Annotated in this window: 20 protein-coding genes and 1 riboswitch; of the genes, 10 read left to right on the top strand and 10 right to left on the bottom strand. The window is 65.5% G+C overall.

Going from position 1 to position 24,764, the window contains the following annotated elements:
• The first annotated feature begins 5 nt into the window (after window positions 1-5).
• Together ribA and OU995_RS05955 are read left to right on the top strand one after the other, a co-directional pair.
• Window positions 6-569 (top strand): GTP cyclohydrolase II, encoded by a 564-nt coding sequence (ribA, locus tag OU995_RS05960; RefSeq protein WP_420714816.1) that lies wholly within the window; start codon window positions 6-8, stop codon window positions 567-569.
• Window positions 570-648: 79 nt separating this feature from the next.
• Window positions 649-895: riboswitch (cobalamin riboswitch) on the top strand.
• Window positions 896-981: 86 nt separating this feature from the next.
• Window positions 982-2,913 (top strand): TonB-dependent receptor domain-containing protein, encoded by a 1,932-nt coding sequence (locus tag OU995_RS05955; RefSeq protein WP_267834624.1) that lies wholly within the window; start codon window positions 982-984, stop codon window positions 2,911-2,913.
• Window positions 2,914-3,030: 117 nt separating this feature from the next.
• On the opposite strand, the gene OU995_RS05950 is transcribed toward OU995_RS05955, so the two are convergent.
• From OU995_RS05950 to OU995_RS05915, 7 genes are all read right to left on the bottom strand, one after another.
• Window positions 3,031-6,822 carry a pilus assembly protein gene (locus tag OU995_RS05950; protein ID WP_267834623.1) on the bottom strand — a complete coding sequence of 1,264 codons (3,792 nt, stop codon included), beginning with the start codon at window positions 6,820-6,822 and terminating at the stop codon, window positions 3,031-3,033.
• 11 nt (window positions 6,823-6,833) lie between these two features.
• Window positions 6,834-7,433 carry a pilus assembly PilX family protein gene (locus OU995_RS05945; protein WP_267834622.1) on the bottom strand — a complete coding sequence of 200 codons (600 nt, stop codon included), beginning with the start codon at window positions 7,431-7,433 and terminating at the stop codon, window positions 6,834-6,836.
• A 13-nt stretch (window positions 7,434-7,446) separates the two neighbouring features.
• Window positions 7,447-8,649: a PilW family protein gene (locus OU995_RS05940; protein WP_267834621.1), complete on the bottom strand. Its 1,203-nt coding sequence runs from the start codon at window positions 8,647-8,649 to the stop codon at window positions 7,447-7,449.
• Window positions 8,650-8,651: 2 nt separating this feature from the next.
• Window positions 8,652-9,074, bottom strand: coding sequence for a type IV pilus modification PilV family protein (locus OU995_RS05935; protein ID WP_267834619.1), 423 nt, complete (start codon window positions 9,072-9,074; stop codon window positions 8,652-8,654).
• On the bottom strand, window positions 9,071-9,700 hold the full coding sequence (locus OU995_RS05930; RefSeq protein WP_267834617.1) for a pilus assembly FimT family protein: 630 nt from the start codon (window positions 9,698-9,700) through the stop codon (window positions 9,071-9,073). The genes OU995_RS05935 and OU995_RS05930 overlap by 4 nt, the downstream gene beginning before the upstream one ends.
• Window positions 9,694-10,191: a type IV pilin protein gene (locus OU995_RS05925; RefSeq protein ID WP_324288712.1), complete on the bottom strand. Its 498-nt coding sequence runs from the start codon at window positions 10,189-10,191 to the stop codon at window positions 9,694-9,696. The genes OU995_RS05930 and OU995_RS05925 overlap by 7 nt, the downstream gene beginning before the upstream one ends.
• A gap of 540 nt (window positions 10,192-10,731) precedes the next feature.
• Window positions 10,732-12,021, bottom strand: coding sequence for a DUF4397 domain-containing protein (locus tag OU995_RS05915; protein ID WP_267834615.1), 1,290 nt, complete (start codon window positions 12,019-12,021; stop codon window positions 10,732-10,734).
• Between the two features lie 151 nt (window positions 12,022-12,172).
• Here OU995_RS05915 and OU995_RS05910 point away from each other — a divergent pair, with 151 nt between their 5' ends.
• From OU995_RS05910 to OU995_RS05890, 5 genes are all read left to right on the top strand, one after another.
• On the top strand, window positions 12,173-12,499 hold the full coding sequence (locus OU995_RS05910; protein ID WP_267834614.1) for an ArsR/SmtB family transcription factor: 327 nt from the start codon (window positions 12,173-12,175) through the stop codon (window positions 12,497-12,499).
• Between the two features lie 70 nt (window positions 12,500-12,569).
• The gene (arsB, locus tag OU995_RS05905; RefSeq protein ID WP_267836192.1) at window positions 12,570-13,634 is read left to right on the top strand and encodes an ACR3 family arsenite efflux transporter; all 1,065 of its coding nucleotides are present in this window, start codon (window positions 12,570-12,572) and stop codon (window positions 13,632-13,634) included.
• A 1-nt stretch (window position 13,635) separates the two neighbouring features.
• Window positions 13,636-14,343: an arsenical resistance protein ArsH gene (arsH, locus tag OU995_RS05900; RefSeq protein ID WP_267834613.1), complete on the top strand. Its 708-nt coding sequence runs from the start codon at window positions 13,636-13,638 to the stop codon at window positions 14,341-14,343.
• A gap of 91 nt (window positions 14,344-14,434) precedes the next feature.
• Complete coding sequence (locus OU995_RS05895; protein WP_267834612.1) at window positions 14,435-15,739, top strand: alpha/beta hydrolase; 1,305 nt, start codon at window positions 14,435-14,437, stop codon at window positions 15,737-15,739.
• A 10-nt stretch (window positions 15,740-15,749) separates the two neighbouring features.
• Entirely contained in the window at window positions 15,750-16,691 is a 942-nt protein-coding gene (locus OU995_RS05890; RefSeq protein ID WP_267834610.1) for a hypothetical protein, read from the top strand.
• A 37-nt stretch (window positions 16,692-16,728) separates the two neighbouring features.
• Here the strand turns inward: OU995_RS05890 and OU995_RS05885 are convergent, their stop codons facing one another.
• The 3 genes from OU995_RS05885 to OU995_RS05875 all read right to left on the bottom strand — a co-directional run bounded on the left by OU995_RS05885 (window position 16,729) and on the right by OU995_RS05875 (window position 18,728).
• Window positions 16,729-16,869 carry a hypothetical protein gene (locus tag OU995_RS05885; protein WP_267834609.1) on the bottom strand — a complete coding sequence of 47 codons (141 nt, stop codon included), beginning with the start codon at window positions 16,867-16,869 and terminating at the stop codon, window positions 16,729-16,731.
• Window positions 16,870-16,962: 93 nt separating this feature from the next.
• Complete coding sequence (locus tag OU995_RS05880; protein WP_267834608.1) at window positions 16,963-18,003, bottom strand: HAMP domain-containing sensor histidine kinase; 1,041 nt, start codon at window positions 18,001-18,003, stop codon at window positions 16,963-16,965.
• Window positions 18,004-18,005: 2 nt separating this feature from the next.
• Entirely contained in the window at window positions 18,006-18,728 is a 723-nt protein-coding gene (locus OU995_RS05875) for a response regulator transcription factor (protein ID WP_267834607.1), read from the bottom strand.
• Between the two features lie 205 nt (window positions 18,729-18,933).
• Here OU995_RS05875 and OU995_RS05870 point away from each other — a divergent pair, with 205 nt between their 5' ends.
• From OU995_RS05870 to OU995_RS05860, 3 genes are read left to right on the top strand one after another with little or no spacing between them, the layout of a single operon-like run.
• Entirely contained in the window at window positions 18,934-20,391 is a 1,458-nt protein-coding gene (locus OU995_RS05870) for an efflux transporter outer membrane subunit (protein ID WP_267834606.1), read from the top strand.
• Window positions 20,388-21,557 (top strand): efflux RND transporter periplasmic adaptor subunit, encoded by a 1,170-nt coding sequence (locus tag OU995_RS05865; protein WP_267834605.1) that lies wholly within the window; start codon window positions 20,388-20,390, stop codon window positions 21,555-21,557. The genes OU995_RS05870 and OU995_RS05865 overlap by 4 nt, the downstream gene beginning before the upstream one ends.
• A gap of 10 nt (window positions 21,558-21,567) precedes the next feature.
• Window positions 21,568-24,681, top strand: coding sequence for an efflux RND transporter permease subunit (locus OU995_RS05860; protein WP_267834604.1), 3,114 nt, complete (start codon window positions 21,568-21,570; stop codon window positions 24,679-24,681).
• The last annotated feature ends 83 nt before the right edge of the window (window positions 24,682-24,764 follow it).

Here is a 24,764-nt window from a genome sequence, read left to right as displayed (position 1 = left end):
AAGTGGTGCAGTTGCCGTCCCCGATGGGCGATTTCCAGGCCCGTGCCTTCCGCAGCCCCACCACCGGGTCGGAGCACCTGGTGTTGTCGGCCGGCCCGCTCAAGGCCCGTGGCGGTCTGCTTCGCCTGCACAGTGAATGCCTCACCGGTGATGTCTTCCAGTCCCTGCGCTGCGACTGCGGCCCGCAACTGCATGCCGCGCTGGAGCTCATCTCCAAGGAAGAAGGCGGCGTGGTCATCTACATGCGCGGCCATGAGGGCCGGGGCATCGGCCTGGTGGAAAAGCTGCGCGCCTACGCCCTGCAGGAAGCCGGTGTGGACACCATCGATGCCAACCTGCAGCTGGGCCACGCCGAAGATGCCCGCGACTATGCCGATGCCATCGACATCCTCTGCATGTTGGGCATCAGCAGCGTGCGCCTGATCACCAACAATCCACAGAAAGTGGATGCCCTGGTGAAGGGCGGCATCGAGGTCGAGGCGCTGGTGCCCATCCGCATTGCGCCCAATCCCCACAACGAGCGCTACCTGGAAACCAAGCGCAAGCGCATGGGCCATTACCTGGAATGAGGCTGGAATGAGGCCGGCGTAAGCCTCGCCTTGGGGGGCTGCGGTGGCGCCCGCGCCACATCGGTCCGGCCACGGCCTCGCTATCATCGCGCCCGTTGGTGCTCGCGCCCGGCTGTCCGGCCGGCGCAGTTCAACGGGAATCAGGAAGGGCTCCAGGCCGCACCCGCGCCAGCCCCAACCTGAGCTGCCCCCGCAACGGTAAGCAGACCGCGCGCCCCTGGTGGTCGCGCCGCCGTCGTCCCTGGCCACTGGAGTCATGCTCTGGGAAGGCCGCGATGGTGAGGCGTCTGCCAGCCCGGATACCGGCCAACAGGAGGCCCTGACGCATCCGGTGCATCCGGTGCGCGGGGCCATGTTCGCATCCGGCCGCGGGGAAGCGGCCACCGTGCGCCCTGCTGTACTCCTTCGCTGCATGACACATCCCTCCCTGCGCGCGCTCCCTCGCGCCCTGTCCCTGGCGCTGCCTCGCGTCATGGCCCTGTCCCTGCTCGTCCCGGCCGCTTCGGCACCGCTGTTCGCACAGACCTCCGCGCCCGCCGCATCCGGCACATCCCCCCTGCAACCCGTCATCGTGGTGGGCACCCGCGAGGCCCAGCCGCTGAAGGACAGCGTGGCCGATGTGGTGCTGATTGGCGCCGACACGCTGCGCGACAGCGGCGCCGCTTCGGTGGAAGACGCCCTGCGCCGTTACGCCGGCCTGCAGATCACCCGTACCGGCGGCCCCGGCCAGAGTTCCGGCTACCTGCTGCGCGGCACCACCACCAGCAGCACCGTGGTGATGATTGACGGCGTGCGGGTCGGTTCCGCCACCCTGGGCCAGGCCGCCTTTGAATCGATGAGCCTGAGCGAGATCGACCACATCGAGGTGCTGCGAGGTCCCGCCTCCGGCCTGTATGGGGCGGACGCCGTCGGCGGCGTGATCCAGATCTTCACCAAAAAGGGACGCGGCCCCCTGAACCTCACCGCCCACGTGGCCGTGGGGGACTACCGCTCGCGCGAGAGCGACATCGCCATCAGCGGCGCCCAGGGCGGTTTCGACTATGCCGCCAGCCTGGCCCATGACAGTTCCCGCGGGGTGTCTGCCGTGCGCCCCAACGACGCCTACGGCAACTACAACCCCGACGACGACGGGTTCCGCCGCACCGTGGCCAGCGCCCGCCTGGGCTTCACGCCGCTGGAGGGCCATCGCATCGGCATCAGTGCCACCCAGAGCCGGCTGAACAACCAGTACGACAGCAGCGAATACCTGGCCCCGGACTACCTGCCGGACAACACGCCGGATTTCCGCAATCACCTGGAAACGCGCCAGGTGGCGGCCGACTATCGTGGTGTGATCAACCCGATGTGGACCACCTCGCTGCAACTGGCCCGCAACACCGACGACTCGCGCAGCGGCGGCACGGTGCTGGCCCGCTACGAAACCGACCGCAATCAGTTCACCTGGCAAAACGCACTGCAACTGGCCCCCGGCCAGCAGGTGGTGCTCGGTTATGAGCGGGTGGCAGAAAAGGTGATGGGGGACGTGTATGCCGATGCCCCGGAGCGCACCAACAACGGCTACTTCGCCGGCTATACCGGCGGTTTCGGCCCCGCGTCGGTGGAAGCCAGCCTGCGCAGCGACGACAACTCGGCCTACGGTACCCACACCACGGGCGGCCTGGGCGCCAGTTATGCGCTGAGCTCGACGCTGAAGTTGCGGGCCCTGGCCGGCACCAGCTTCCGCGCGCCCACCTTCAACGACCTCTACTACCCCGGTTACGGCGTCAGCACCCTCAAGCCGGAGCAGGGCCGCAGCGTGGAACTGGGGCTGAATTGGGTGTCTGGCAGCAGCACGGCCTCGGCCACGGTCTATCGCAACAAGGTGCGCAACCTGATCGGCTACGACAGCGACAGCACCGGCACCTCCTGCCCGGATGGCTACTTCGGCTGCGCCAACAATGTTTCGCGGGCGTTGATCAAGGGCGTGAGCCTGCTGGGCGGGCACCGCATCGGCGACCTGAGCCTGCAGGCCACGGTGGACTTCCTGGATGCCCGCGATCGCCTCACCGGGGACCGGCTGCCACGCCGGGCCGCCCATCAGGAAAGCCTGTCGGCGGACTACACGCCCGGCGTGTGGAGCGTGGGGGCCACGCTGACCGAGGTCGGCGCCCGTCCGGACCTCGTCGAACCGCTGGGCGCCTATGCGCTGCTGGACCTGCGGGCCAGCTGGCGCTTCCTGCCCCAGTGGCGCCTGGAAACCAAGCTGCTGAATGCCACCGACCGGGATGTCCAGCCGGTGCGTGACTATCAGGGCCTGGGCCGGCAGTTCTGGGTGGGCCTGCGTTACGACATGAAGGGCTTCTGACGCCCCGGCCCGACCAGGGACGGCATGGGCGCGGCGTTTGGTGGAGACGCCACCGAAGGGGCACCGGCCAAGCGCCTCGCTCCGCGCCAGTCACACAGCCGACGGGCAGGCCGCTGCTTACTCATGCAGCGGAATCTCCCGCCAGTTGATCACCTTCTTGTTCCCGCTGGACGAGCTGCCCACCGTGCTGGCGGTGTCGCCGTCCTGGGTGGTGCTGGCGCTGGTGGTGGTGGCCGGCTTGCCGGACACCACCCGCTTCACCACCCCATCGGTCTCCACATAACGGGTGGACGTCACGACGAAGTTGTATTGCGTCTGTGTGGCCGTCCCGGTGGACAGGTCGATGTCGAAGGTGGTGGAGACGCCGGACGAACTGCAGGCGTTGGTCGAGCTCGGACGGATGGCGGAATAGCTCATGTAGTTGGAGTAGCCGTCCCCCGGATACACCACCCGATAACCGGCCGTGCCGGTGGCTGTGTAGAGGTCGATCACATAGCCCACCTTGCCGGTGGCCAAGGCGCCGGTGGTGGTGCTGATGTCCTGCAGATCCGACCGTGTGCCGTTTTGCAGGAAGGGCCAGCTCACGCCGGACGGCAGGTCCGCCGTGGTGGCATAACGGGTTTCATAACCATCCCGCACCACCACGATGCGATTGAGCGTGGTGGTGGTGAGGTCCGACGTGCTGAGCAACTGGCCGGTCCCCACGCCGATCCAGCGGCGGCCGCTGGCATCGATATTGGGCGTCGGCTCCGAGGTGATGGGCAGCGCCACGCCCGAGGAATTCGTCAGCTTGGCAATCTTCACCGGGGACGGATAAGTGCCGCTGGCGGCGGTCAGGTCCAGACGCCAGAGGTTGCCGTTCATGTCGCCCGCATAGACCGATTCAATGGTGCCGTCGGTCGTGTCGCGGTAGTACGTGGACAAATAGGCCAGATTGGCCGGGCTGGCGGTGGTGCCGTTGTCGATCGCGTCGGTGCCACCGGTGGTGGGCAGGGCCACCTTCTGCAGCAGCGCCCCCGTGCGCGCGTTCAGGATGTAGAACGCGCCCTTGCCGGAGCTGTTGTTCATGCCGGACCCAACGATCACCACCCAGCCGTACTGGTTGGTCTTGGTGATGACCGGCGTGCCGAAGCTGAAGCCCATGTCCGAATCGGTGTACTCCCACAGCACTCGCGTGGCTGCACTGGCCTCGGACGCCACGCCGTTGGCAGTGGTGAGGTCCAGCGCATAGATGCTGCGCCCGCCCTTGCCCAGCCCGCCCACGGCGATGCTGTGCCAGTCGTTGCTGGTGAGCGAGGAGCCGGCGGTCTTCTTGAAGTCCACCTCCCCCACGGCCGGTTTGGCATCCACCATGTAGTGATGGGTGTAGTCCGGATTGCCGACGGAGGCGAGGCCATCCACGCTGGGTGTGTTGTTGGGGCCGGCAAACAGCGCGTTGGGGATGAAGGCAAACAGCTCACGACCTGCGCTGGTGCCGCTCAGCGCGCCGTTGATGACATGCACCAGACCGTTGTTGTCCCCGGTCACCAGGAGGTTGGGGCGGCTCTTGTAGGTGTTGTAGTGGGCGGTGTAGCCCGGGTTGGCTGCTTCCGTCAGATAGCTGCCAGGCGCCCCCGGCGGCCCCAGCACCGCCACGCCGCTGTTGACGATATCGCCCACCAGCGCCGTGCTGGTGCGGGTGCGGTAGGCCCGGGTGCTGTTGGAAGCGGTGGCGTTCTGCTCCTGGCTTTGATCCCCCCGCAGCCAATTGAGATAGGCACTGGCATCGCTGCTGGTGGTCCAGGTGGGGTCCAGGTTGCTCAGCTGCGTGCTGGTCAGGCTGCCGGTGCGGAAGGGCACACCCGCCCCGCTGCTGGGGTTCCAGGTGACGATGTAGCGCGCCGTATCCCAGCCGGTCCCGGCGCTGCCCATCTGCGCCGCCAACTGGGCGCTGAACTTCCACGCCTGGGTGTAGGTCACGGGCGTGGCCACACTGTTGATGGTGTAGGCGGTCACATCGCCGGTCCAGCCACTGGAGTCGTAGGAGCTGGCGTAGGACGCACTGCCGCTATCCACCGTGTCGGACGCCGTGTCAAACGACGAGGTGTAGGCGGCGATGTCGGTGGCAATGCTGGCAAAGGCGCTGGAGAGGCTGCTCACCATCGTGTCCGCCTTGGAGGCGATGTAGTAGGTGTCCGGCCGCAGCTGGGTGCCCACCACGTCGGTGCTGGCCCCGGAATGCCAGGAGCTCTGGGGAATGTCGGTGGTGGTGCCCAGGGCGTCCCAGCCGCTCGGCACGGTGAAGCCGCCGTACTTGGTGGCCAGGTAGAACTGGTTGTTGCTCTTGTAGGTCTGGTACTCCATCACATCCAGCCAGTAGGTCTTGATGGTCTGGGTACCGTCCAGATCGCTGCGCAGGTCCTGGGTGTTGGCGTAGTAAGCCATGCCCGCCATCAGCGCGCCGTTGTAGTTGCAGCAGCTGTTGTAGGGTGAGGTGGTGCCCAGGGACGACCCGAGACCATGCAGCACACCGACCTTGTTGGTCCACTTCACCGCATCCAGGGCGGTGTCGGCCTTCACTGCCGAGGGCTGGCTCGGTTCGGCACTGCCAGTGGCGCCAGGCACATTGCGGTCCGCATGGGTGTTGACGTCGCCGATGCCCAGAATGAAGTTCTTCTGGCAGGAGTAGAGGATGGGGTCACCCCAGCTGGTGATCACCGGGAAGCCGTCGGCATAGGTGGTCTTGCTGGCGGTGCTCGCCGAACCGGCACTGGACCATTCCGTCACATTGCCCAGGTTGCGGTAGTAGCGCAGCGCCGCGTAGTACAGCTCGCCCACCGGGTCGTAGCTCTTGTAGCTGCCCGGGGTGATCTCGCCAAACTTGTTGACGTAGTTTATCACCCCGCTGTTGCTGATGGTGATGCCGTAGGCCGATGCGGTGGTGCTGGCATCGGTACTGTCCGGGTTGGTCACCATCACACCGGTGGTGCCGCTCCATTCGGCGGCCGTGTTGGTGATGGCATCGGAGCCGGGCACCGGCTGCTGCGGCCCCACATATTTCATGCGGGCGCGCAACACGCCGCCGTCCCGGGTGAGCGTCGCGTCATTGAGATAACCGAAGGCGGCAAAGCGGATCTTCTGCGAGTACTTCTGGATCAGGCCTTCCGGCTTGTAGTAGCCGGAGTCGTACTTGACGCAGTTGCTTTCCAGATCACCCGCGCCGGAGGTGGTGTCACACACCTTCACCCGCACGCTGACCTCATAAACCGTCTTGGCACTCACCGTGGTCGTGGAGCCGTAGGCGGTGGCGGTCGTGCTGCTGCTGTTGTTGTCCCCGGTGCTCGTGAAGCGCAGGCGGTTGCCCAATCCCTGGATGCGCAGCTTCAGCGCGCTCCAGGAGAACGGCGTGGCTCCGCTGATGGTGGAGGCGACCGACAGCGTGCGGTCCGGAAACTCGCTGGTGGTGCCCTGGCCGGTGGCGTAGGCCTTCTCGATGATGGTGGTGGTGCTGGTGTCGGTCGTCCGATAGCCGCCGGTCAGGGCCCAGCGGTAGGGGTCGATGGTCTGCATCGTCGCCCAGTTCAGGAAGTTGCCGCTCCATTTGCCGCTGCAGACATGGCTGCTGGCATTGCCCGCCGGCTGGAAGTAGCGGCTCGTCTCCGTGCTGCTGTAGGTGTAGGTGTAGCACTTGGCCGGATCGAAGTAGCCGATGTAGGTGGACGACGGTGTGTAGGTCGTGTCGATATGGGCATTGCTCACGGCGGTGGGATATTCCACCGACAGCGTCAGCGCCACATTGCCGGGTACCGCCACCGATGAGAACACCGGCTGGTTGCCCAGCGTGGTCTGGGCTGCGGCGGCACCGGCCAGCAGCAGGGCGCCGGCCACCATCATCAGCGGTCGGGACACGAGGTGAAGATTGCTGTGCATGGGAAGGCGCCTCAATTGCTGAAAGTGGCCTGGTAGAACGACTGGGAATCCCGCGGGCCATCCACCCGCACGGTGACCCGATAGACCGGCTTCGGTTCTTCGGTCAGCCCACCGACTTTCTTCCCGCCCTGGGTCAGGGACGACGACGTGAGGCAGGTGTCCGACGACATGGCCCCGGCGCTCTGGCAGAGCCGGTCCACCACGTAATAGAGCTTCATGTTGAGCGGCACGGTGGTGCTGCTGCTGCTCGCAGACGTGAGGTCGATGACATTGCCGGCCACGCCATAACCGCCCACGGTGGACGGTGAGCTGCCCAGCAGCACGGTCGGGATGGACTCCACCGAGGTGGACAGCATGGCCGCGCTGTAGTTGAGGGACGTCTGGCTGGCGGTGAGATCGGCCGACGACGAATTCAGCGCCGTCATGGCGGCACGGATGGCGCGTTCGGCCTGATTGGCCATGTCGCGTTTGAAGCCGATGTTGCCGGCCATGCTGAGCGAGGCCGACATCGACCGCAGGGCGGCCACGGCACCGATCATCATGATGGCCAGCGTGATCAGCGCAATCACCATGATCACGCCGCGTTCGCGTTGGGGCAGCTGGGAAGGCATGGGAGGAAGGGGGTCAGATCGGGGTGGAGCGGCCGCTGTTGGCGAGCGCATTGCGGATGGGCACGGTGATCTCCACCACCACATGGCGGCGGTAGCGATCGGTGACGGTGTAGGTGGCCTGCAGGCTGGAGGACAGCCCCGCAAACAGCGTGAGCGTGGGCGGCGCCACGGTGTCCTTCTCGATGGTGTCGGCGCGCAGCACCAGGTCGATCTTCACGGCCAGCACGCGAATCAGCTGCGCCTGGGAGGTGGCGGTGTTGAGCGTGCTGACGTTGTAGTTGGTGTCGCTGGGCGTGACCCAGGTGTCCACCGTGCCGTCCGGCGTGGCACTGGTGTCCACCCCATAACGCACCTTCATGTCCATCACGCCTTCGGCGATGGGCACGCCCTGGTCGAGGCTGCTGCCGAGGTTGCCGACGCGCAGCAGGTCATACCGCACCAGCTGGTTGCTGGCGTTCAGCCCCAGCAGGAAGAAGCGGGGGCGATTGCCATTGCTGGCATTGCCCATGCTCATGGCATGCGCATAGGCGCCGGTGGAGCGGTCATTCAGTGCCTGACCATTGATGACCGACGCATAGAAGCTGCCGGCCAGATCCACCTGCTGGTTGTTGGCCACATAGGCAGAGCTCACCTGCTCCAGCATGCAGGGGCGAGACGACTCGCTGATCAGCAGCAGGTCATTGGCCTGCAGGCCGGTGGCGGCGGTCACACGCAGCGTGTTGGTCTGCACACTGTTCACCCGCACCTGGGTGGCCACCTCGCCGATCCCGGCGGTGCCCGCCATCAACTGCAGCACATCCGACTTGGCGGTGTTGGGGCCGATGCCGGGAAACACCATCAACGGCACCATGCGCAAGGTGGTGGGCACACTGGCAAACGGCGCCTGGAAGGCCTGGAGCGACGGCAGGATCTGCGCGCCGTCCCTGGACACCGTCAACTCGCAGCCAAACACCTCCGAATACGCAGTGCTGAAGCCGGAGCCGGCATTGCGGATCTGGCGATCCAGGTCATAGCTGAGATAGGCGGCGGTGGAGGACAGGTCCGAGGACGACGCGCCTTCGCGTTTGGCCGATTCGAACTTGCCCATCACCACGCCCATGGTGACGATCATCCCCAACGCGATCACGATGGAGACCATCAGCTCGATGAGCGAGAAGCCGCGCTGCTCATGCAGAGCGAGGCGCGGGCGGTGCGTACAGCAGCGAGGCAGCATCATGGTCAGTTGTTGAGGCGCACGTCGGTGAAGTACTGGCGCGAGGTGAGGGAGTTGGCGGGCGTCGGGCCTGGCGGTGTCCAGGTGATGGTGATGCGGGCCACCTGGTTGGCATCCACGGTCACCGTGCCTGCGCCCTTGGGCAGCCCCATGCCGGTGGCGTCGCCCACACGGGTGTTCCAGGCGGCCACGGTGGCACTGGGCAATGAAACCGTGCCCTGCAGCCACATCTCGGTGGCCAGCTCATTGGCCAGCGAGGCGGCGCGCTGGGCGTCGTCGGTGGCGAGCGTGGCCTGTGAGGCCCGGGCCATCAGCGTCATCAGGCCGAGCAGGCCGGAGGTCATCACCAGGATGGCGCAGAGCACCTCGATCAGGGTCATGCCGCGGCCCTGGCGGCACGAGGCGGAGGGGGCGATGCGGCGACTCATTGCGTGGAGGCCAGATTGGCGGTGGGGCACCCGTCCGGCACGGTGTCGGACAGGGCGCGGGTGGATTCACAGGTCCTCACCGAGCCACCGAGCGTCACCCAGACCTGCAGCTTCTTCAGGTCGGCCGTGTTGGTGGTGGAGGAGAAGGCATAGATGACCTGGGAGCCGTTGCCGGTGGTGCAGGCCACCCCGACGCCGGTGGTGGTGGCATCCAGCGCCGTGGGACGCCCCTGACCGTTGAAGCACAGGGCGGTGGGGCCCGCGACGGCAATGGTGGGCGCGTTGTCGGTCAAGCTGCCGCAGTAGGGGGCGGAAGCGGTGTCGGTGGACACGCGTGGCAGCAGCTTGATGACCCAACGGGTACCGCTGGCCGATGCCGCTTCGCTGCCGGTGCAGGTGGTGGCGGTGGTGCGGAAGAACACCACCTGCCGGAAGGTACGCACCGCCTCGCCCTGGGCCTGACGAATGGCCACTTGCAGGCTGGTGGCGGTACTGCGCAACTGCGCATTGGCGGACCACGCCCGCAGTCCCGGCATGGCCAGTGCCATGGCCATCGCGATGATGGCCACCACGACCATCAGTTCCAACAGCGTGAGGCCATGCGCGGATCGGCGCAGGGTCAGCATGTGTCCCCCTTGCGCGTGATCCACTTGGTGGAACAGCTGGTCCAGCCGGTGCTCGTCAGGCTGGTGGGAAAGGTGGTGGACTTGGCGTCTGCCTGGGTCACCGTGTAGATGACATTGGTGACCGGCGACCCCGAGGTTCCTGTGGCGGTCAGCACATAGGTGGTGGCTGCCGTGGTGCAGGTGATGGAGAACTTGCCCACGGTGGTGCCGCTGGACGAGCACGGCGGCGAGGCCGTGGTGCCCACCGCCTGATAGGTGCGGAAGTCCTGGAAGTAGCGCTCCATGTCGGCCCGGGTGTTGGTCAGGCCGGTGATGGCATCGGTCAGGGCGCCGCGCACGACATAGTCCTTGTAGGCGGGCAGGGCCACGGCCAGCAGGACGCCGATGATGGCCACGACCACCATCAGCTCGATCAGGGTGAAACCATTTGTTTTGTTTCTGATCGGATAGAAATGGGCGCTGTCAGGAAGGGGATGTGGGCGTCGTTGCATGAATAACTCCAGTCACCAAAATTCTGGAGCGAGTATTCATGAGGTGTTGTCCGTTCATCCAGGTCATCCGTCGGATGTGAGATTCATCACAAGGATTTGGGGACGGATATTGGTAAACAAGATGGGAGAAATATTGCTGCCTGGTATTTCGTTGCGAGCGGGTGAATTCGTGTGTCGATCCAGACGCGATGGCGCCTGAGTGTTGCTGACCCGTTCCGGGTGTGAAGATGTCCGTCGCGATGCTATTGCGTCCTACAGGCTGCGCAGGGTTTGCTGGCTCGTCGGATGACTTTGCTGAATGTTTATCTGGCCTGTCAATCGCCCGATTTATTCTGGATGGACACGATATCTCTTGGTGGCTTCGTGAGATATTGATACATATTCTGCACCCTGATTGGCGGGAGATATGCCAGGAGATAGGCCAGGAGATTGGAGCCCCGCACTGAATTCCACGCCACCAAGCCTTCAAGCTTGATCCGGAGGGCATTAAAAAAGGGGCCGAAGGCCCCTTTCAGATTCGGTCAGTGAAAACCGCTGCGCTTACCGCTCCTTGACCAGCGAGGCCGACACGGTGGAGGCACTGGTGCCATCCCCCAGCAGGAAGACGGTGTAGACGCCCTGCGCCAGGATGTCGGTATCCGTCTGGCTGAACAGCGGGGTGGACGAGGCCGTGGAGTTGACCGTCACCAGCGAATCGGTGGTGGCCGTCATCTGCACCGGCGTGGAGGCATACCCTTGCGCCACACCGCTGGCCTTGGCCGAGTAGTCCACATACAGCGTCATCTCCGCCGTGTTGGTGCTCAGGCCATTGAGCAGCCGGATCTTGGCGTAGGTGGAGCTGGTGGGCAGCTTGTTGTCATCGGTCAACAGGGTGGCGGTCGGGGCAGCAGCGTCCCCATACACCAGCAGTGTGTAGTCATACCCCGCCACCAGCGTGGGGGCGCTCACCGTGACGGAGGCGCCGTTGACTGTCATGCTGACTGCGGTCGTGCCGGCCGTCACCTTGGTGTAGGCGCCGATGGCCGGCGAGGTGGACGAGGACAGCAGCTGGGTGCTGCCCAGCGACGTGCTGATCGAGCCACTGGACAGGCCGGACACCACACGCACCCGTGCATAGCTGTTGGGCAGATTGGTCAGCGAACCCTTCTGGACCAATTGCATGCCATTCACCAGCAGGCCGCCGTTGGAGCCGGTGAGGATCAGGGTGGAGACGCCCTTGTCCGGCAGCGTGATGGAGGCGATCTCCAGGCGCACGTCGGAGGTTTCACCGGCAGCGGTGATCACCAGACGGTAGGTGCCTGACTTGATCGACAAATAGCCGGAGCCCGAACCGCTGGAAATGCTGCTGGCCAGGGTGGCGGCATCCGCCAGGGTGGTGTCGGTGGTGGCCGTCTCATACACGTCCAGCGAGCCGGCGTCCGGAGCCAGGTTCAGGATCTGGAGCTTGGACTTGCCGCTGTCGGGGGTGTCTTCCGTCTCGGTGATGAGCGCGCTCTTCACCGAGCCGCTGACGCCGTAGGCGATCAGTGTGTATTTGTCGCTGGTCGAGAGCGTGGGCGTGGTGGAGACCAGGGTTGCACCGCTGGTCGAATTCTGGATCTCCAGCAGGGAATCACTCGGGTCGACATTTTCATAGTCGCCCACCGTGGCGTAAGCCAACCCGCTGGTGACGACGGTCTCATCGTCACCCACGGCCAGATCCAATGAGGTGCTGCCAATGCTCGCATTGAGCAGGCGCACCTTCGCCTTGTCGTCACTGCCACCACAACCGGCCACCAGCGCCAGGGTGGCCACCAGGCTCAGGCCCATCGCCAAACTCTTCAATCGCATGTTCCAACTCCATGAAAGGACTGGAAGATTGGAGAGCGGCGGTGTTTCCCGCTTTCGTGCCGGGCATGGCGTGCGTGTCACGCCGGTGTCGGCTTCGAAATTTTATTGAGCACGGATGGCCGGACGCTGACATTTCCACTATTCTTTAAATATGGAAGAAAACGATGCTGTCCGGGCGCTGGGCGCCCTGGCCCAACCGCTGCGCCTGCAGGTATTTCGGGCCCTGGTGGTGGTGGGAGAAGCGGGCCTGACCCCGGGGGCTATCCAGGAGGCGCTGGGCGTGGCGCCGGCCACGCTGTCCTTTCACCTGAAGGAACTGCTGGCCTCCGGCCTGGTGACGCAGGAGCGGGCCAGCCGCCATCTCATTTACCGCGCGGCCTACGGGCGGATGAACGCGCTGATTGGATATCTCACCGAGAACTGTTGTCAGGGAACTGCGTGTTCGGTGGCTTCTGATACCTCCCGTTGCGATTGCTGAGCTCATGAAAACGACCCGCACGACCGCCCAAGCCCGCTCCACCCGCGCCGCCGATCCCGCCAGGTCCGGGATGTCCGGCCCATCCGCCCCCCCTGGCATCGGCTTCTTCGAACGCTATCTCTCCCTCTGGGTCGCGCTGTGCATTGCCGTGGGCGTGGCCCTGGGCCAGGCGTTCCCGGGCGCTTTCCAGGCGATTGCCCGTTGGGAAGTGGCCCAGGTCAACCTGCCGGTGGGCCTGCTGATCTGGGTGATGATCATCCCGATGCTGCTGAAGATCGACTTCGCGGCACTCGGGCAGGTCAAGGCCCATGCCCGGGGCATTGGCGTCACGCTGTTCATCAACTGGGCGGTGAAACCCTTCTCGATGGCGCTGCTGGGCTGGTTGTTCATTCGCCATGTCTTTGCGGGCTGGCTGCCGGCGGACCAGTTGGACAGCTATGTGGCCGGGCTGATCCTGCTGGCCGCAGCCCCCTGTACCGCGATGGTGTTTGTCTGGAGCCAACTGTGCAAGGGTGACCCGTATTTCACCTTGTCGCAGGTGGCGCTCAATGACGCGATCATGGTGGTGGCGTTTGCGCCCATCGTGGCGTTGCTGCTGGGGCTTTCCTCCATCCACGTGCCATGGGAGACGCTGCTGAGCTCGGTGGGGCTCTATATCGTGGTGCCGGTGATCTTGTCGCAGCTGTGGCGTCGCCGTCTGCTGCGGCGCGGTACGGATCACTTTCAGGCGGTGGTGGCACGGCTGGGCCCGTTCTCCATTCTGGCGCTGCTGCTCACGCTGGTGCTGCTGTTTGCCTTCCAGGGGGAGCGCATTGTGGAGCAGCCCATCGTCATCGCGCTGCTGGCCGTGCCCATCCTGCTTCAGGTGGTGCTGAATTCAGGGCTGGCCTATGTGCTCAACCGCCGCATGGGCGTGCAGCACTGCGTGGCCGGGCCGTCGGCACTGATTGGCGCCAGCAACTTCTTTGAACTGGCGGTGGCCACGGCCATCAGCCTCTTCGGCTTTCAGTCCGGCGCTGCGCTGGCCACGGTGGTGGGGGTGCTGATCGAGGTGCCGGTGATGCTGGCCGTGGTGGCGGTGGTGAACCGGTCCCAGGCCTGGTACGAACAAGGAGCGCGGCGTGCAGGAGCTTGACATGACCTTTCCGGCGCTGCAGCCGGACCTCTTTCATGTGCCGGATCCGGCGCGCCTCGTGGTGCCCGCGCCCGCGCGGCACCGTCCGCGCATCCTGATGCTGTATGGGTCGCTGCGCGCCCGGTCCTACAGCCGGCTGCTGACCTTCGAAGCGGCGCGTCTGCTGCAGGCCATGGGCGCGGAGGTGAAGATCTTCCATCCCTCCGGCCTGCCGCTGCCCGACGATGCGGAGGACTCCCATGCCAAGGTGCAGGAGCTTCGCCAGCTCGCCGCCTGGTCCGAGGGCATGGTGTGGTGCTCCCCGGAGCGGCACGGTGCGATGACGGGAGTGATGAAGGCGCAGATAGACTGGATTCCGCTCAATGCCGGTGCGGTGCGCCCGACCCAGGGCAAGACACTGGCGGTCATGCAGGTGTCCGGGGGGTCGCAAAGCTTCAATGCGGTGAACCAGATGCGGGTGCTGGGGCGCTGGATGCGGATGCTGACCATCCCGAACCAGTCGTCCGTCGCCAAGGCGTTTGCGGAGTTCACCGAAGAGGGGCGAATGAAGCCGTCGTCCTACTACGACCGTGTGGTGGACGTGATGGAAGAACTGATGAAGTTCACGCTGCTCACCCGCGACCTGGGCGACTACCTGGTAGACCGCTACAGTGAACGCAAGGAAAGCGCTGAGACCTTGTCCCAGCGGGTGAATCAGCGGTCTCTCTGACACCCACCTCTCCTTCGAAACCGACGATGACCAGGACCCCGATCCCACCGCTGTGTACTGTCCCTCCGCCTGACCGCCGCAGGGGGGCCACATGAGCTACAGGGTCCGGTTCGCTTCGCTGCTGGCGCTGGCCCTGACGCTGGCCGTGGTGATGGGTGGCTGCGCCACATCGGTGGTGCCCGTCAAACCGCCAGCCCATGCCAGCTTTGACGAGTATCGGCAGGAGGCGCTGCAGACGCTTCGGGCCGGGCGCGCCTACCGGGGCGACCGCGCCGAGGAAGAAGCCCGCCTGAATGCGCCGCAGGAATGGCGCCCTGAAGGAACGATCCGGGGCGGCGTGCTGCTGGTTCACGGCCTGGGTGACTCGCCATGGTCCTTCCACGATGTCGGCGAGGCCCTGGCGCGCCAGGGCTTTCTGGCCCGCACGGTGCTGCTGCCCGGCCACGGCACCCAGCCCGGCGACATGCTCCATGTGAGCATGCAAGCCTGGCGCGATGTGGTGGAGGAGCAGGCCGCGCTGCTGCGCCGGGATGCGGGCGTTCTCTATCTGGGGGGCTTTTCGACCGGCGCGAACCTGGTGCTGGATTACGCCTATCGCCAGCCCGACGTCGCCGGCTTGCTGCTCTTTTCACCGGCCTTCCGCTCGTCCGTCCCGCTGGCCTGGCTGGCCCCGGTGCTGAGCCATGTCCGACCCTGGCTGATTGATCCATCGCCAGCGGCCGATGCGCTGCCGGTGCGTTATTCCATGGTGCCGACCAATGGATTTGCCCAGTTCTACCGCACCAGCCAGTTGGCGCAAGAGCATCTGGACACACGCCGCTTTGACCGGCCGGTGTTGATGGTGCTGGCGGCCAGTGATTCGGTGGTGGATGTCTCGCATGCAGCGCAGGCCTTCCACCAGCGCTTCACCCATCCTGCCAGCCGGCTGATCTGGTACGGTCGGCAGCCGCCGCCCACGCAGGGCGACACCCGGGTGATCACCCGGCCGGATGCCTTGCCGCAATGGCGTATCAGCCAGTTCTCCCACATGGGCGTGCTGTTTTCCCCGGACAACCCGCTGTATGGGCGCGAGGGTTCGCTCAAGCTGTGTCGCAACAGCCGCGACGGTGCGGCCATCCAGGCCTGCCTGCAAGGGGCCGAAGTCTGGTATTCCGACTGGGGCTACACCGAGCCCGGCAAGGTGCATGCGCGGCTGACGTTCAACCCGTATTTCGAGCTGCAGACGCAGGTGATGGCCGAGGTGATGGCAGCAGGCGCCCGGGACGCCGCACTGATGAAGGGCACCTCCGCTGCATTGAAGGCGGCACCAGGGTCGGGTCTCACCAGTGCCGACTCCGCAATTCGGAAGCCAGAAATCAGTTCCCGTCGGATGGCAACGGACAGCAGCACTCCGTAGATTGGTGTGCATGTCACGTTCCCCGCTTCGCAAGGCACTTCAACGCCGCCAGCATCACCAGGACCATCCGACCAGCACCGAGCGGGGCGCATCGCGCGGCATGCCAGGCTCAACCGCACAGCAGGTGGTGCAATCGATGGCCGATCACAGTGGGCAAACGCGGCTGATCCAGCGCCTGCAATCACTGGCGGACCAGGCTCGGCCGCCGGTCGCGCACGCTACGCAGGACACCGCCCCCGTCCAGCGCATGCGCGTCTCGGACACCAGCACCTTCGAAGGCGAACCTCGGGACCCCACCAACTTCCCGGTGCACTATGCGCAGGCCGTGCTTAGCCATCTCGCGGAGCATCCCATCACCATTCATGGCACGGACACCGCCAAGCTGTGGCTGTCGATTCCTTACAGCGCCACAAAAACCTCCAAGTGGATCGAGGTCAGCAACGAAGACATCGAGATCATGCAGAGCATGGTGCAATCCCTCAGCCCTAACGCCCGCAAAGAGGCCGCCACGGACGCGCTGTACCGGGGGGACGACACCGGCGATGTCAATCCATCCGCCTATGCGGGCAATTGCGGTTACTGTGTACTGGCCCGACTGCTGGGCGCGGAGAGTGCGGATCAGGTGTGCAAGGCCATGGCCCAGGCCAACCTGGGCAGCGGGATGGACAACGCCGGCACGACACCAGAGCAACTGCGCCTTGCCTTGCACAAAGCCAACCGGGTCGTCGGTGACCTTTTTGTCAACCTCAGCAAGCAAGCGCTGAAAGAGGGCATCTTGAAGACACCGGACCATCAACACATGACGTTTGTGGTCCGGTTCCCGGCCCACTTTGTGCTGGCCACGGTGGTCCATGACGGCATCCTGATCGAGGACCCGCAGACGAAGGACCATTTCGACTTCGACGCTCTGCCCGACACTGACTTCATGGTCTTCCTGGTCAGGGATCCGTGATCGCACACCGGAGTCGGCAAGGACGCCGGAGACCGGCTCAATCGCTGCACACCAGTCCGACCAGATAAAACAGTTGCCACAGCCAGAAGAGCAGCAGTGCCGCCCGTAGAAAGATCTCCAGCGTCACCACCATCCAGTCCCGCCAGAAGGCCAGCGAACGGCGAAGTTTCTCTTGCATGGCACACGCTGCTGGCACAGGATCAGTGGGGAACCTCCCGATGCTACGTTCGCAGTCGGTTCACCACTGTTCATCAATGTTAGGCTGGGTAAATCAACGCTGCGGCAAGGCCAACCGGAAACAAAGCCCCCCGCCTTCGCGAAGCTCGGCGCTGATGGTTCCGCCATGCAGGCTGATGGCACGCCGCGCAATGGCCAGGCCCAGCCCCACCCCATGCACGCCTTCCGACCCGGCCACGCGCGCAAACGGCTCGAAGATCGTCTCCAGCATGGAGGCCGGGACACCCGGGCCGCGGTCCTCCACGATGCACACCCATGCATCCGCGTTCAGGTGGGCGGAAATGCCGACCTCGGTCCCGGCAGCGGTGAACTTCACTGCATTGCGCACCACGTTTTCCAGCGCCCGGTACAGCAGCTCCGCATGCACGTCGGTCACGAAGGCGCCGGGGGCCTCGATCACCACCGACTTGCCAATCGCCGCAGCCTCAAACTGGGCGTCTTCGGCAATCGCGTGCAGCAGTTCCACCATGTCCACCCGCGTGGTCGGCGGCATGGACGCGCCAGCTTCCAGGCGGTGCCAGGTCATCAACTCGTCGATCAGTCCGTCCAGGCGCCCCACTTCGCGCTCAATGCGGCCCAGCATCGACTCCCGCTGCGAGGGCTCCTGACGCAGCAAGCCCACGGCCACCTGCAGCCGGGCCAGCGGCGAACGCAGTTCATGGGAAACGTCGTGAATCAGCATGACGCGGGACTTCGTCAGTTCCTGCAGACGCAGTGCCATGCGGTCGAACTCCGCCGCCACATCCACCACCTCATCGCGCCGTGACCCCATGCGTTCCACCACACGGGTCTCCAGATGGCCATCGGCCACCCGGCGCAGGGCCCAACTCAGCTCCCGCAGCGGCCGCGACAAATACCAGGCCAGCCCGGCACTGCTGACAAACATGGTGAGCAATGCGCTGCCCAGCGGCACGATGGGAATCACCCCGAACAGCAGCGGATCTTCGGGATGATGCGGACTGACCCCGGCCAGGCGGAAGTAGGTGGAGATGCAGACGACCGTGAGCCCGGTGGCCAGCCATTGGGCCAGGAAGAATTTCCAGAAGAGCCGGCCAAGTCCTCGCGCCGTCGCCATGGTCAGTCCTCCAGCAACTGGTAGCCCCGCCCCCGGACACTTTCAATCCAGGACTGGCCGTCCTCACGCGCACCCAGCTTCTGGCGAATGCTGCTGATGTGGACATCGATCCGCCGATCAAAGCGACCCAATGGCTTGCCAAAGGCCTGCAGCGAGATGTCCTGTTTGCTGATGAGCTGACCGGCATGGCGCGCCAGCACCTCCAGCAGAGAAAACTCAGTGCCGGTCAACTCCAGCGCCTCACCGCGCCAGAGGGCTTTGCGGCTGCCCGGCATCAGCGTCAGCCCACCGGCCTGCAGGGCCTTGGAGGCACTGGACCGGGCACCGTGGGTGGACGCCGGCGCCGCCGCAGCAGGGTCGCGGCTCTCCACCCGGCGCAGGATGGCGCGAATGCGGGCCACCAGCTCGCCGGGCGTGAACGGTTTGGACACATAGTCGTCCGCCCCCATGTCCAGGCCGACGATCCGGTCGATGTTGTCACCGCGCGCGGTGAGCATCATCACCGGCACGTTGGAGCTGGCGCGAATGCGCCGCAGCGCCTCGATGCCCGACAGCTTGGGCATCATGATGTCCATCACGATGATGCTGTAGTCGCTGGCCAAGGCTTGGGCCACACCGGCCTCGCCATCGTGCACCGCGCTGACCTGAAACCCTTCACGAATCAGGAACTGCGAGAGCATGGCCGTCAGGTCGATGTCATCGTCGATCAGTAATACCTGGCTCATCCCTGAATGTCTCACCGCTGAGAGGCGCGAGTATCAGCCGGAATACCGCCGCTGCGGAACTTCTGCACACCACCTGCAGCTCTTTTGAAATGTTTTACCCAGCTTAACGCTTCGGGCTACCGCTTAACGACAGGCTTCCCTAGCATCACGCCAATAGGTGGAATCCATGTTCAGTATTCAATCAATCGGTCGGAGACAACGGCTGGTGCCCGTCGCCCTTGCGTGCCTGTCGAGCCTGCTGGCCCTGGCGGTCACCGGCTGCGCTGTTGGCCCCACATATCAGGCGCCGGCCCCGCAGACGGCGGTGCAGTGGCAGGCCCCGCTGCCGCATCGTGGCAGCAGCGATGCATTGCGCGACTGGTGGAGCCAGTTCGACGACCCGTCCATGACACGGCTCATCGGCTGGGCCGAGGCGCGCAGCACATCGCTGGTGCAGGCCTGGGCCAGCATCGAGAAGGCGCGTGCCACGCTCACCACGGATCAGGCGGCAGGCCTGCCGTCCCTGACCGGTTCTGCCAGCAGCACCCGCAGCCGCAGCCAGTTGGGCGGCAGCGCCACGTCCCTCTCCACCACCAGCAGCGTGGGGCTGGATGCCTCCTGGGAGCTGGATCTTTTTGGCAAGCTGCGCCGCAACAATGAAGCGGCCGCCGCCCGCATCGATGCCCGCATTGCCGACTGGCATGACGCCCGCGTGTCGCTGGCCGCTGAAGTGGCGGACACCTACGTCCAATACCGGTCCTGTGTGCTGCTGGCCGAAGCCTATGAGCGGGAACTCGTCTCACAGACCGCGACCGAGAAGGCCACGGCCGACATGGTGCGTGCCGGGCTCAGCGCGTCGGCCGACGGTGCGCTGGCTCGCGCCAGCCTGGCCAGCGCCCGAGCCTCTGCCATCAACCAGCGGGCCTCCTGTGCGCTGCTGGTGAAGTCCCTGGTCTCCCTCACGGGGCATGACGAACCGGAAGTGATGACGGTGCTGTCGGCCGCCCACCGTGGCATTCCCGCCCCGACCGGCCTGCGGGTGACCGAGGTGCCGGCGGATGCTTTGCGCCAGCGCCCGGACCTGGCTTCCCTGGAGCGCGAACTGGCCGCCAGCAGCGCGGAGATCGGCGCGGCGCAGGCAGATCTGTATCCCAGCATCTCCTTGTCCGGGTCCATCGGCCGTGCCCACACCTCCGGCGCCAGCAGCTATTCGACCTGGTCCTTCGGCCCGTCGCTGTCGCTGCCGATCTTTGATGCCGGCAAGCGCCGCGCCGCCGTCACCAGCGCACAGGCCAGCTACAACAGCGCCTGGGCTGGCTACCAGGCCGGCGTGCGCACAGCCGTGAAGGAAGTGGAGCAGGCGCTGGTCAACCTGGACAGCGCCGTGCAGCGCGCCGACGAGACGCATCAGGCCGCCGAGGCCTATCGCGAGTACTTCAACGCGACCGAAGCCAACTGGCGTGCCGGCACCGTCAGCCTGCTGAGCCTGGAAGAAGCGCGGCGATCCGCCCTCACCGCCGAGATCAACGATGTCACGCTGCAGCAGAACCGGGTGAGTTACTGGATCGCCCTGTACAAGGCCCTGGGGGGCGGTTGGACGCCCGACCTGCCCGCCACCGACAACACCGCCTCCGCGCTGATGCCCAGCGCCGCAACGACGCGCCAAGACAAGACCTCCCAATGACCCGTGCTCTCCGCTCCCCCCGCTCCTTCCATCCACTCGCCGCCGCATCGATCTCTGCGGCCCTCTTGCTGGCGCTGACCGCTTGCGGCAAGCCGGGCGGCGACGCTGCCAAGGGAGGCACCACCCAGCCACCGAGCGTGCTGTCGGTGGAAGCGGTCTCGCTCACGTCCCAGCAATGGCCTCAGACCGTGCAGGCCAACGGTGCCTTGGCCGCCTGGCAGGAGGTGATCGTCGCCCCTGAAACCGGCGGACTGCGTGTGGCCGAACTGCTGGTGGATGTCGGCGCCCGCGTGAAGCGCGGCCAACTGATGGCCCGACTGGCCGACGACAGCCTGATGAACGACCTGCACAAGCAGCAGGCCACCGTGGCGCAAGCCCAGGCGACGCTGGAACAGGCCGTGTCCAACGTCCGCCGCGCGAAGATGGTGGAAGGCACCGGCGGTCTGTCGGCTCAGAGCATCGACGATTACCGCATCACCGAAGCGACCGCCCGCGCCAGCCTGGCTTCCGCCAAGGCTGACCTGGCGTCGACCGAACTCAAGCTGCGCCAGACCCGCATCGTGGCGCCGGACGACGGCATGGTCTCGACCCGCACCGGCATTCTTGGCAATGTGGTCAGCGCCGGCACGGAGATGTTCCGCCTGGTGCGCCAGAGCCGCGTGGAATGGCAGGCCGAGGTGGATGCCCAGCAGCTCGCGCAGTTGCACGAGGGCCAACGGGCCTCGGTGACCTTGCCGGACGGGCGCGCCGTGCAGGGCAAGGTGAGGCTGGTGGGGCCGGTGCTGAGCACGAGCACCGGACGCGGGCTCGTGTATGTGAGCCTGCCCACGGACAGCCCCGCCAAGGTGGGCATGTTCGGCAAGGGCGCGCTGGAGCTGCCGGATCGGCCCGCACGGACGCTTCCGCAGACCGCGCTGGTCCAGCGCGATGGCCGCAACTACGTCTACCAGATTGGCCAGGACAACAAGGTGAAGAGCCTGCCGGTGACCATCGGCCGCCGTCTCAAGGACCGGGTGGAAGTGCTGGACGGGGTGGCACCGGAGGCGCGCCTGGTGGCCAGTGGCGGTGCCTTCCTGTCGGATGGCGCTACCGTGACGGTGGTGTCGGCGGCCCCGGCCCGCTCGGGCGCCTCGGCACCCGCGGCCTCAACCGCTACCGCTCGCTGAGGACCCATTCATGAATGTCTCCGCCTGGTCCATCCGGAATCCGGTTCCCTCGGTTCTGCTGTTCATCCTCCTGTCCGTCATCGGCCTGATCGGCTTCGGCAAGCTCAAGGTCCAGGATTTCCCGGACATGGATCTGCCGACCATCCAGGTCTCCGCCTCGCTGGAAGGCGCCGCGCCGTCGCAGCTGGAGACCGAAGTCGCCCGCAAGATCGAGGACAAGCTCGCTTCCCTCACCAAGCTCGACCACATCACCACCACCATCACCGATGGCTCGGTGAGCATCAGCGTCAGCTTTGACATCGACAAGAACACCGAGGAGGCCCTTAACGAGGTCCGCAATGCGGTGGACAGTGCCAAGGCGGACCTGCCCGCCAGCATGGCCTCGCCAACCGTCTCCAAGGTCACCACGGCCTCGTCCGCGCTGCTCACCTACACGCTGGACTCCGACCGAATGGACGAACAGGACCTCTCCTGGTTCGTCGACAACGACATCACCAAGGCGATGCTGGGGGTGAAGGGCGTGGCCTCGGTGTCACGTGTGGGCGGTGTGGACCGCGAGGTGCATGTGGACCTGCAACCCACGCTGATGGCCGGCCTGGGCGTAACACCGTCCGACGTCTCCAACCAGCTCAAGGCCGTGCAGAAGGACAGTTCCGGCGGGCAAGGGGAGCTGGGGGGCATGCGTCAGTCGGTGCGCACCATCGGCACCGTGGCCACGCCGGCAGACATTGCCGCCATCACCCTGCCGCTGTCCGATGGACGTTATGTGCGGCTGGATCAGGTCGCGCGCATCAGTGACAGTTATGCGGACCGCTCCTCCATTGCGCTGCGTGACGGTCAGCGGGTGGTGGCCTTCCAGGTCACGCGCTCGCGGGGTTTCTCCGACGTGGATGTGGCCAAGGGCATCCGCCAGGCCATCCAGAAGTTCTCCGGCCAGCATCCGGACGTGAAGATCCAGGAGGTGTCCAACACGGTGACACCCATCGAGGAGAACTACGAAGGCTCGATGCATCTGCTGCTGGAAGGCGCGGCGCTGGCGGTGGTGGTGGTGTGGTTGTTCCTGCGCGACTGGCGGGCCACGTTGGTGTCCGCCGCTGCCTTGCCGCTGTCCATCCTGCCGGCCTTCCTGGCCATGTGGCTGCTGGACTATTCGCTCAACACCATCACCCTGCTGGCGCTGTCCCTGGTGGTGGGGGTGCTGGTGGACGACGCCATCGTCGAGATCGAGAACATCGAGCGCCACCTGCTGATGGGCAAGACGCCCTATCAGGCGGCGATGGAAGCGGCGGATGAAATCGGCATGGCGGTGATTGCCACCACCTTCACGCTGGTGGCCGTGTTCCTGCCCACCGCCTTCATGGGCGGCATTCCGGGCAAGTTCTTCCGCCAGTTCGGCATCACGGCTTCTGTGGCGGTGCTGGCCTCTCTGCTGGTGGCGCGCCTGCTGACGCCGATGATGGCGGCCTACCTGCTCAAGCCCAAGACGGCCGCACATCACGAGGCGTCCACCGACGGCCCGACGATGCGTCACTACCTGGGCTGGGTGCGGGGCGGGCTGACACATCGCAAGTCGATGGTCGCTGCAGTGATGGTGTTCTTTGGCCTGGCAGTCGCTGTGATTCCGCATATCCCCACGGGGTTCATGCCAGCGCAGGACCGGGCGCAAAGCAGCATCTCGATCAAGATGCAGCCCGGTGCCACGCTCGAAACCACCACCCACACGGCGCAACGCGCCGCCACGCTGATCCAGCAGTTGCCTGAAGTGCAGAGCGTGTTTGTCTCTTCCGGAACGGCCACAACCGGGGGCGGCATGGGCGCCACCTCCTCCACCGACCTCACCAGCGCCACGCTCACCGTGGACCTGGTGCCGCGTGGGGATCGGCAGCTCAAGCAGTCCCAGGTGGAAGCGAAGATCCGCGCGTTGCTTCGGGAACTGCCGGGCGCGCGTATTTCGGTGAGCGGTGGCAACAGCGGGGAGTCGCTGGAGTTGACCCTGGCCAGTGACGACCCGACGGCGCTGCAACGCGCTGCCGAGGCGGCAGAGGCGCAATTGCGCACGCTCAAGGGCATTGGCAACGTGACCTCCAGCGCGGCGCTGCAGCGGCCGGAAATCCAGCTTCGGCCGGACTTCGCCAAGGCGGCTGCGCTCGGCGTGACGTCGGAGGCCTTGGCCGATGCGGTGCGGCTCGCCACCTATGGGGACTATTCCACCGCCCTGCCAAAGCTCAACCTGCCCCAGCGCCAGATCGCGCTGCGGGTGCGGCTGGATCCGGATGTGCGCCAGGACCTGGACGCCATTGCCCAACTGCGTGTGTCTGGCGCCAAGGGCACGGTCACGCTCGGCTCGGTGGCAGACGTCGCCATGGGCAGCGGCCCGTCCCAGATCGACCGGATCGATCGATCACGCAATGTGACGCTGACGGTGGAACTGAATGGGCGCACACTCGGTGAGGTCCAGCGCGAGGCCATGGTATTGCCCGCACTGAGTGCCTTGCCCGCGGGTGTGCATTTTGTGGATCAGGGTGAACTGCAACGGATGTCCGAGCTGTTCACAAGCTTCGGCACAGCAATGGCGATTGGTGTGTTCTGCATCTATGCGGTGCTGGTGCTGCTGTTCCATGACTTCATGCAACCCGCCACCATCCTTTGTGCATTGCCCTTGGCCATGGGCGGCGCGCTGTTTGCGCTGTGGATGACCCATCAGGCGTTTTCAATGCCGGTGGTGATCGGCGTGTTGATGCTGATGGGCATCGTCACAAAGAACTCGATCTTGCTGGTCGAATACGCGATCGTCGCCCGGCGAGAAGGCATGCACCGGCTGGAGGCCATCATCGATGCCTGCCACAAGCGGGCCCGCCCGATCGTCATGACGACCATCGCCATGGGCGCCGGCATGATGCCCAACGCGTTGGGGCTGGGCGCGGAGCCCAGCTTCCGCCAGCCCATGGCGATTGTGGTGATCGGTGGCCTGCTGACCTCCACCGTCCTGAGCCTGCTGGTGGTGCCGGTGGTGTTCACCTATGTGGATGACCTGCTGCAGTGGGGTACGCGGTGCTTCTCTTCGAAACCGCGGCACAGCCAGGCAAGCGACGCTGACGCGGGTTCCGGCCAGCCGCAGGCGTAAAGCTGTGGAACACATCCACCGGCGTATTCAAGCGTTTGTGGCTTCATTTTTCACGATCTTTTAATCCCATTTTTATTACTTTC

Origin of the sequence: Roseateles sp. SL47, from assembly GCF_026625885.1 — a bacterium.
GTDB lineage: Bacteria > Pseudomonadota > Gammaproteobacteria > Burkholderiales > Burkholderiaceae_C > Roseateles.
Note: the sequence above shows the minus strand (reverse complement) of the source record. Positions and strands in the feature narration are given on the sequence as shown.

What these genes read in the sequence shown, in the direction of transcription:
- OU995_RS05910 (WP_267834614.1), top strand. Translation starts at nt 12,173, where the DNA reads ATGGAAGAAAACGATGCTGTCCGGGCGCTGGGCGCCCTGGCCCAACCG.
- OU995_RS05955 (WP_267834624.1), top strand. Translation starts at nt 982, where the DNA reads ATGACACATCCCTCCCTGCGCGCGCTCCCTCGCGCCCTGTCCCTGGCG.
- OU995_RS05895 (WP_267834612.1), top strand. Translation starts at nt 14,435, where the DNA reads ATGAGCTACAGGGTCCGGTTCGCTTCGCTGCTGGCGCTGGCCCTGACG.
- OU995_RS05925 (WP_324288712.1), bottom strand. Translation starts at nt 10,191, where the DNA reads ATGCAACGACGCCCACATCCCCTTCCTGACAGCGCCCATTTCTATCCG.
- arsH (WP_267834613.1), top strand. Translation starts at nt 13,636, where the DNA reads ATGACCTTTCCGGCGCTGCAGCCGGACCTCTTTCATGTGCCGGATCCG.
- OU995_RS05860 (WP_267834604.1), top strand. Translation starts at nt 21,568, where the DNA reads ATGAATGTCTCCGCCTGGTCCATCCGGAATCCGGTTCCCTCGGTTCTG.
- OU995_RS05950 (WP_267834623.1), bottom strand. Translation starts at nt 6,822, where the DNA reads ATGCACAGCAATCTTCACCTCGTGTCCCGACCGCTGATGATGGTGGCC.
- OU995_RS05865 (WP_267834605.1), top strand. Translation starts at nt 20,388, where the DNA reads ATGACCCGTGCTCTCCGCTCCCCCCGCTCCTTCCATCCACTCGCCGCC.
- arsB (WP_267836192.1), top strand. Translation starts at nt 12,570, where the DNA reads ATGTCCGGCCCATCCGCCCCCCCTGGCATCGGCTTCTTCGAACGCTAT.
- OU995_RS05890 (WP_267834610.1), top strand. Translation starts at nt 15,750, where the DNA reads ATGTCACGTTCCCCGCTTCGCAAGGCACTTCAACGCCGCCAGCATCAC.
- OU995_RS05880 (WP_267834608.1), bottom strand. Translation starts at nt 18,003, where the DNA reads ATGGCGACGGCGCGAGGACTTGGCCGGCTCTTCTGGAAATTCTTCCTG.
- OU995_RS05915 (WP_267834615.1), bottom strand. Translation starts at nt 12,021, where the DNA reads ATGCGATTGAAGAGTTTGGCGATGGGCCTGAGCCTGGTGGCCACCCTG.
- OU995_RS05885 (WP_267834609.1), bottom strand. Translation starts at nt 16,869, where the DNA reads ATGCAAGAGAAACTTCGCCGTTCGCTGGCCTTCTGGCGGGACTGGATG.
- OU995_RS05930 (WP_267834617.1), bottom strand. Translation starts at nt 9,700, where the DNA reads ATGCTGACCCTGCGCCGATCCGCGCATGGCCTCACGCTGTTGGAACTG.
- OU995_RS05935 (WP_267834619.1), bottom strand. Translation starts at nt 9,074, where the DNA reads ATGAGTCGCCGCATCGCCCCCTCCGCCTCGTGCCGCCAGGGCCGCGGC.
- OU995_RS05940 (WP_267834621.1), bottom strand. Translation starts at nt 8,649, where the DNA reads ATGATGCTGCCTCGCTGCTGTACGCACCGCCCGCGCCTCGCTCTGCAT.
- OU995_RS05945 (WP_267834622.1), bottom strand. Translation starts at nt 7,433, where the DNA reads ATGCCTTCCCAGCTGCCCCAACGCGAACGCGGCGTGATCATGGTGATT.
- OU995_RS05875 (WP_267834607.1), bottom strand. Translation starts at nt 18,728, where the DNA reads ATGAGCCAGGTATTACTGATCGACGATGACATCGACCTGACGGCCATG.